At 54.6% G+C, this 7,039-nt stretch carries 5 protein-coding genes; 3 read left to right on the top strand and 2 right to left on the bottom strand.

Features of this window, described 5'->3' with window-relative positions; translation table 11 throughout:
- Positions 1-62: 62 nt before the first annotated feature.
- The gene (locus tag RMSM_RS12420; RefSeq protein ID WP_008696230.1) at positions 63-890 is read right to left on the bottom strand and encodes a hypothetical protein; all 828 of its coding nucleotides are present in this window, start codon (positions 888-890) and stop codon (positions 63-65) included.
- 810 nt (positions 891-1,700) lie between these two features.
- Between RMSM_RS12420 and RMSM_RS12415 the strand changes: the two genes are divergently transcribed.
- Together RMSM_RS12415 and RMSM_RS12410 are read left to right on the top strand one after the other, a co-directional pair.
- A complete protein-coding gene (locus RMSM_RS12415) occupies positions 1,701-3,113 on the top strand; it encodes a hypothetical protein (RefSeq protein WP_008696229.1) in 1,413 nt (470 codons plus the stop codon).
- Between the two features lie 233 nt (positions 3,114-3,346).
- The gene (locus tag RMSM_RS12410; protein ID WP_008696227.1) at positions 3,347-4,477 is read left to right on the top strand and encodes a hypothetical protein; all 1,131 of its coding nucleotides are present in this window, start codon (positions 3,347-3,349) and stop codon (positions 4,475-4,477) included.
- 86 nt (positions 4,478-4,563) lie between these two features.
- Here RMSM_RS12410 and RMSM_RS12405 read toward each other — a convergent pair whose 3' ends face one another.
- Positions 4,564-5,463 carry a rhomboid family intramembrane serine protease gene (locus RMSM_RS12405; protein WP_040766068.1) on the bottom strand — a complete coding sequence of 300 codons (900 nt, stop codon included), beginning with the start codon at positions 5,461-5,463 and terminating at the stop codon, positions 4,564-4,566.
- A 358-nt stretch (positions 5,464-5,821) separates the two neighbouring features.
- Here RMSM_RS12405 and RMSM_RS12400 point away from each other — a divergent pair, with 358 nt between their 5' ends.
- Entirely contained in the window at positions 5,822-6,889 is a 1,068-nt protein-coding gene (locus RMSM_RS12400; protein ID WP_008696223.1) for a 3-deoxy-7-phosphoheptulonate synthase, read from the top strand.
- The last annotated feature ends 150 nt before the right edge of the window (positions 6,890-7,039 follow it).

The raw sequence follows: 7,039 nt of genomic DNA, 5'->3' as shown, positions 1-7,039 counted from the left end.
GCTGGGTGCGTGATTTTGTAGATTATGATACGTGTTTGCAAGCTTAGGAAGTTGATCCTGCTCTACATGCGTTCATGGGTACCTGAGCCTAGCGTATTGTCCAAACTTGACGCGGGTTGCATTTGCCGAAATTCAGCGACTTGCGACTTCCATGCGATCCCGGTTCCTTTTCCATTGCCATGAAAGCTCAATAGAGGGTTGGTTTGATGGCGGTTGAGTCGATTGATCGCATCGTGCAAACGTGTCTGGGGATCGATACCCCGGTGAATCGGCAATGGATCATCAATGCACTCAGGCCATCCTTCCTCTTCGAACACGCACAGGATCGTTTCCTGATTCCGAGCGGGAACTCGAAAGCGTTTGACGATGCTCGAGGCCCACTTGAGCTCGCGTGCAGCGGCATTCCAACGCGGTTTTTCAGTGCACCAGACCGATTGTGTTGACGAATCATCGGGGCATCGGTCGTCTAATCTGAACGATTCGTCAAATTGTGTAGCGAAGCAGACGGCGTTGGTCGTCTTGGGGATCGTTTGAAACTCTTTCAAGAACCGCTCGAGAAACATCGCGCCGCGGTCAGTCAACATCACGCATGTCGAAGGGGCGAAGATGAAGCCCTCGCTGATTTGAAAGCGGCGATGCGTTTCGCCTCGGACTGTCGTTTCCACTCCATGGACCATGAAACCTTTGGCAATCAACCAGCGAAGATCATTGATGCTCAGCCCTGCGGAACAAACCAAATCGATTTCCAATGCGAAGTCCCAAAATTGCCCCTCGACGTTCATCGCATATCGATATGCTTGTAACAACATCTTGTATCCCGACATTGCTGCCTGCTCACAATTCGGCAAGGTTACCGCAACATCCATTGCGAATTCGTTGTCGACTGGCATCGAAAAGCTCCCTACATTAAAGAACCGGGCGGCCGCCCCCCAATGCCATCTACTTTGCACTAAACGAGTGGCGTTTGTAGCGGTGCGGCGCAAGCCGCCCGGTTGAAACTAAACGTTTACTCGCCTCAACCGGACGGCTCGCGCCGTGCCGCTACCAAAGTAGATGGCATAGGGCCGACCCCCCGCGGGAATCTGCTGTTGTGTGTTGTATCAGTTGATTTCGCAGAGTCAAACTTGCATTACCACATCTTCCCCAGTTTTTCATGTTGATGCATTCCACTGCAGCGGCGCGGTTCGTGCCGATTAAGGTTATTGATCATCCTGACCGCGTTTTTGACCTTCGATTTCCGCATTGCTAGTCGGGTATGCAAAACGCTTGTAACAAGCTCTCGAGTGAGTTGCATGCGTTATCCAACCTTCGGAACTCAGTAACTCTGATGCGAAGTTAGGTTCGGCGGCTACAAACTTTTTTGACAGCATGAATGGTCCCAGACTCCGGTGGTTTTCATACTTGGTTCACCGAAGATTCATACCGGTGAAGTTCGGCGTCGCGAAGTTCGGGTCGTATATTCCGCGATGAACAATTACCCAGCAGATCCAACCGCTTGCAGCTGATGGCCGAAGTGCAGTGCGCATCGGTTCACTTGAGGATTGCGCGACACCACATCGCCACTGTATCGCCACTTGAGTGTGTCACGACGCACGAAAGAATGGGGGGCACGATCTAAATGTCGGATCGACCATCGATTGAAGGGGGTTCTCTTCACGGTGGCAGGCTCCCCTTCAGCACTGCAATTGGAGATCTCTATCATGTCACAGTCCATTTCGCGACGATTGTTTCTAGCGCGTTCAGGTGCAATCGCAGGCGCGGCGTCATTGACGCCAATGATGAGTCAAGTGGCTCAGGCCGCGACGTTGAACGACGATCTTTTTGGCCAAACGTTTAATCAGCTCAAATCGAAGGCGTTCCCCGGTCATCTGCAGCTGTATGCGGCACCGATTGATGCCAATTTTGATCCGGTGCCAATGGGCGAGATCTCTCCTGCGGCGAATCAAGTTGTCAGCATCATGCCGGAATGGTCGCCGGTGGGGACGTACAACTCCCAGGCAGCATCATTTTTTGATGCCTATCGGCAAGTGTTGACGCATGTGACATGGAAGGTGAGTCCCGAGCAACAGAACGATCTTCGCAACCTGCAAAACGAAGTCGTTAATGCCCAAAAAGCGGTGGCGAAAGTTGAACAGGACATGAACCAAGCATACGTGTTTGCCAAAAACCAGGGAGGCGCGATTTTCGCAGCTCAGTATCCCACGATCACGGACTGGCTGAACAAGAGTCCTCAGGCGAAGTCTTGGAAGGATCAGATGACCCAAGCCGCCAAAACCCAGAGAGCGGCTCAGAATGCGTATCAGAGTCTGGTCCGCAGTTACCAACCCCAATCGCTGCAGGAAGCTCAAGACGCGGCCAAACTGCCGACGGGCAATCCCGTCAACGATCCGGCGCCGCGTGGATGGGCGAAGGTTGCCGATGGTTCGGGAAGTTTGCAGTGGACTCCTGATTACACGATCGGCAACTCGAACGATTGGCGAAACTCGTTAGCCAATGGGACGAAGGGGCAATTCAGTTTGACGCTGGGTGCAGACCAGGGCAACTCGTCCACCTCTAGTAGCTGGGCAGGCGGGAGCGGCAGCTATGGCACCCCGTTTTGGGGTGTGGAATCGAGTGGTTCGTGGTCCGAGTTCGATCTCACCAAAAACGACAAATCCGTCGAGGTGACAATCACCGCACAAAGTTCGACCGTGGTTCCGGTGACCCCAGGTGCATGGTATGACGGCGGGTTCATCAGCAATCTTGCCAAGGCGCAACAAGGCGCCGACGGTCAAGGGTGGGTCATTACCAGCCCATGGGTCTCCAAAGGACCGGAAAATGCTCTGTTTGGCAAAAACGGTTTACTGTCGACGCAAGTGTCAGGATTGGCCGTGGTCTACAAGCCAGGATTTAAGATCAGTATGTCGGAAGACACCTTCCGACAGCACAAGGATCAGTTCAGCGCGAGCGGCGGCATTCGAATCGGCTGCTTCCACTTTGGCGGCAGCGGCGGTCACAGCAGCGAGTGGACGCGAAGCACCAATGGATCGACTGAGTTCTCGGGTCAAAGCACCTCGACCGATCCATTGATCGTTGGCGTCATGGTCGCCTTCCCCGGTGTTGGCACAGCGTAACACGAGAACGCTGTGACACGATTGCATGAGATTACATTTGTAGATGTGATCGTGATCGTTTTATTGTGGCCTCGGATATCCGGGCCACGATCGAAACAAACGCCGCTGCCGAGTGCCTTGTCATTGCCGAAGTCTAGCCTAACGTGACCTCGGATCGATGGTGCCTATCGCCGTGCTACACGGAATGATTTCTCTTGTTTATAGCACTTAACAAAACGCAGACGAGGCCCGCGATGCCGATCCATCTCTCACGATTCCTCGTTTGTTTGATCAGTAGCCAGATCGCGGCGATTTCCGCACAGGAACTTGCTCACAAAGACGTGTCTGAAGAACCCGGACGCGAGCTCACTGTCACGGACGCTTCCCCCGTTCTTTCGGCGATGCTGTCCTCTGCAAGTTCTCCGAACAAATCAGCCGCATTCTCGGCCAACGCCGCAGCACGGATTGAATTATCTGCAACTCCCATCATCCAACCGATGTTAGGGGCCACACCCTGGGATTGGCGAACGACCATACCAGGAGTCATTTCGTTGGGGCAGTATCAATTTTGCGATTCGATGCCAGCGTCAAGATCGGCGGAGACGCCTTATATGCCCGGCGGCAGCTTCACGACCAATTACCGGACGTTCCTCGATCTCATCGACGACTCGGATCCGACTCTGAAGACGCAGATTGAATCCGCACGGCAAGCTGTAAAAACCCCGTCGGAGTCACCAGTCAACTCGGGGAATCCACCCGATGGCTGGGCAAAAGTCACCGACGAAGCAGGGCAATTGCAATGGCGATTGATTTGGTCGGTTTCTTCGATGCCGAGCGATTGGACCACTTCGGTATCAGACGATTTAGCGGTGAAATTTTCATTTGCAAACAATCAGAACCCCGACGTCAAAAGATCGCTGCTGGTTGGTCCCTATCAATTGCAAGCGAAGTTGCCGGATGGCGACACAATTTCGCTTAGCGATGACAGCCTGCAGAGTTTTTCGATCGAATTTGAAGCATCCGGATGGGTGGCAATCTACCCTGGAATCTGGTTCGACTCGGGGCTGGTGAATTTGGCACAACATCGCCGGTTAACATTTCAACCTGGGTATGACCACGCATCCTTTTTTGGAAGGCGGGGACTACTTGCGCAACGCAAAGCGGGCTTTTTGATCGGCAGCAATCCAACAATGAGTTGGTCTTCACGCGATCCTGTGAATACCAAGATCGAAGCGGCAACATCGGTCTCGGGCGGCGGTATTACCTTGGAAAAGAAAGGTGATCACTTCGTGAAAATCGAGTCGCAAGGCGACGTGACACAATATTCGGTCAACCCCATCTATACCGAGCTGTTTATCATCGGTGTCGTCGTCGAGCGAATGTAAAGGCGTCTCTTCTTGGGTTGTGCGACCCGTTCGGGTGGATGCTCGGTTTTCAATTCAATTGATGGCACATGCGAAGGAGCTTTCCACTACCGAACCGCCGCGAGAGCAACGGTCCACGACAGCACAATCAGTGCGATGGCCGCGGCGCCTGCTGCGTTCTGCGCGAACCGAGCGGCCAACCAGCGATTGGGCAACCGGCTACCGGCCCATCCGATCATCAAACCGGCGACAAACCCGGTGACGTGGGCAAGCACATCGGTTCGTTCGCCTCCCACCCCGGTGAATGCCAACAGCAAGACTCCACCAATCAACGGGCTCCATCGTTTGAAAGGCTTTTCCTGAGACGCTGCCCAGCGACGAAGTCCGTGAGAGACGATGATGCCGAGCGCGGCGAATACGGCAGTCGAGGCGCCGATAGAAGTGTGTGCGGCGGGCTGGGCCCAGGCATTCATGCCGTTGCCCATGCCGCCGGCGATGACAATCCCCAACCACGCCACACCGCCCCCGAGTGATCGACCGGCCAGCAGTCCAAAGACGGCTCCGAACAACAGGTTCCCCATCAGATGGGCGGCGTCCAGATGCAGAGTGAGCGCGGTAAACATTCGCCACCACTGCCCCGCGACGACGCTGCCCGCGTGCATTCGTCCGGCTTCGAACCACTCCATCCCAAACGTCGACTTGGCTGCCAACACGGCGACCAGCATTAGGACACAGCAGTAGAGAAAGACCGCGACCGCGGATCCTTCGAAAACCGGATCTGCGGTACGCAGGCGAGTGGTCCGGTCGTTGTTTTCGTCCCGATAGGCTTCCAATTCCGAGATTGCCGCGTCTCGATTCTGTGGGTCGACAATGATCAGCCAGGTGCCATCGCGGGAAACAGCCTCGGCGGCGACTCCGGCCGCCATCAGCACCAACCGTGCCTCAAAACACTCGTTTGATCGAGTGGTTTTCAGCACGATTGCTTCACCGGGCGGCTGATTGTTCATCGTTCTAAGCAGTTCGGTAGGAATGTTCGGGCTTTTTCGCATTCGGAGGATTGATGTCGGTTCGCCGACCTTGCCCCTCCTATGGCGACAAATATCACCGACGCGGCGGGGCCCTCTGGCCCACCTAAGGCCAAAACGGCGGCTGTTGAATGCGTTTGCTGTAGATACAATAAGAACGATGCGGTGTTTCGCAAACGCTGCTGCTGCGGGCCGCTGCGACAATATGGCGGTCGTATCAACATTTCCCGCTAATTTTCCTGTCCCATTAGGGTCCAAATTCGATCCCCGGTTGATCTTTTGCGTCCATCAACGATAGTCAACACTTTCGAATTGAATCCGATTCCCACCAAACGACGCGATGACCGAGAAAACCCAAACGCCAGCGACCGACGATCTTCGCATAAATGAGATCAAGCAGTTGATGCCGCCGAAAGAGTTGATGGCAGAAATCCCGGTCGAAGACAACGTTGCTGAAACGGTGTCCAGCGCTCGAGCAGGCATCCAACGCGTGCTCCGCGAACAGGATGACCGATTAGTTGTCGTCGTCGGCCCCTGTTCGATCCATGACCCGGAAGCGGCAATTGAATACGCCCAGAATTTGGTCGTCGAACAACAAAAACACCAAGACAATCTGCTGATTGTGATGCGGGTCTATTTCGAGAAGCCACGCACCACGGTTGGTTGGAAAGGCTTGATCAATGACCCAGGCTTGGACGACAGTTTCGAGATTAATCGCGGGCTGCGAACCGCGCGTGGTTTGCTGCGTGACATCAACGCCATGGGGCTGCCGACCGGCACCGAATACCTTGACTTGATCAGTCCTCAATACATAGCCGATCTTGTCGGTTGGGGGGCAATCGGTGCTCGCACGACCGAAAGCCAGGGGCATCGCGAACTTGCGTCAGGATTGTCATGTCCAGTCGGTTTCAAAAATGGAACCAGCGGCAACGTGCAGATCGCCGTCGATGCGATTTGCTCGGCGTCGCGTCCGCACCACTTTTTGTCGGTTACCAAAGAAGGGACCTCGGCGATCTTTGCCACGTCCGGCAACAGTGATTGTCACGTGATCATGCGTGGAGGAATTCACACCAATTATGATGCCGCCAGCATCGATGCCGCATCGGATTTGCTGAAGAAAGCGAATCTGACCCCACGCATCATGATCGACACCAGCCATGCAAACAGTCGCAAGAAATATACACGCCAACGCTACGTGTGCCGCGATATCTGTAGCCAAGTTGGTGATGGTGATGACCGTATCATGGGCGTGATGATCGAAAGCAACTTGGTCGAAGGCAACCAAAGCCTCAGTGACGGGAACCTTGTCCGTGGTAAGAGCATCACCGACGCATGTATCGGTTGGGATGAAACCGTCGCGATCCTGCAGGATCTCAGCGACGCCGTCGAGTCACGACGCAGCAAGTAGTTTGTCGGCAAGCATCACCCACGGCTTACACCCGCAGGCTGTTGATTTAGTCGTACGACGGACTTCCTCGTCCGTCGAATACATTCATGACGGACGAGGCAGTCCATCCGCCACCGCTTGCCCCAGGAAACGTCATTAAATCAACAGCGT

It is taken from the genome of Rhodopirellula maiorica SM1 (assembly GCF_000346295.1).
GTDB classification, from domain to species: Bacteria; Planctomycetota; Planctomycetia; order Pirellulales; family Pirellulaceae; genus Novipirellula; species Novipirellula maiorica.
The sequence above is the reverse complement of the archived record's forward strand: the minus strand, read 5'-3'. Positions and strand labels throughout refer to the sequence as shown.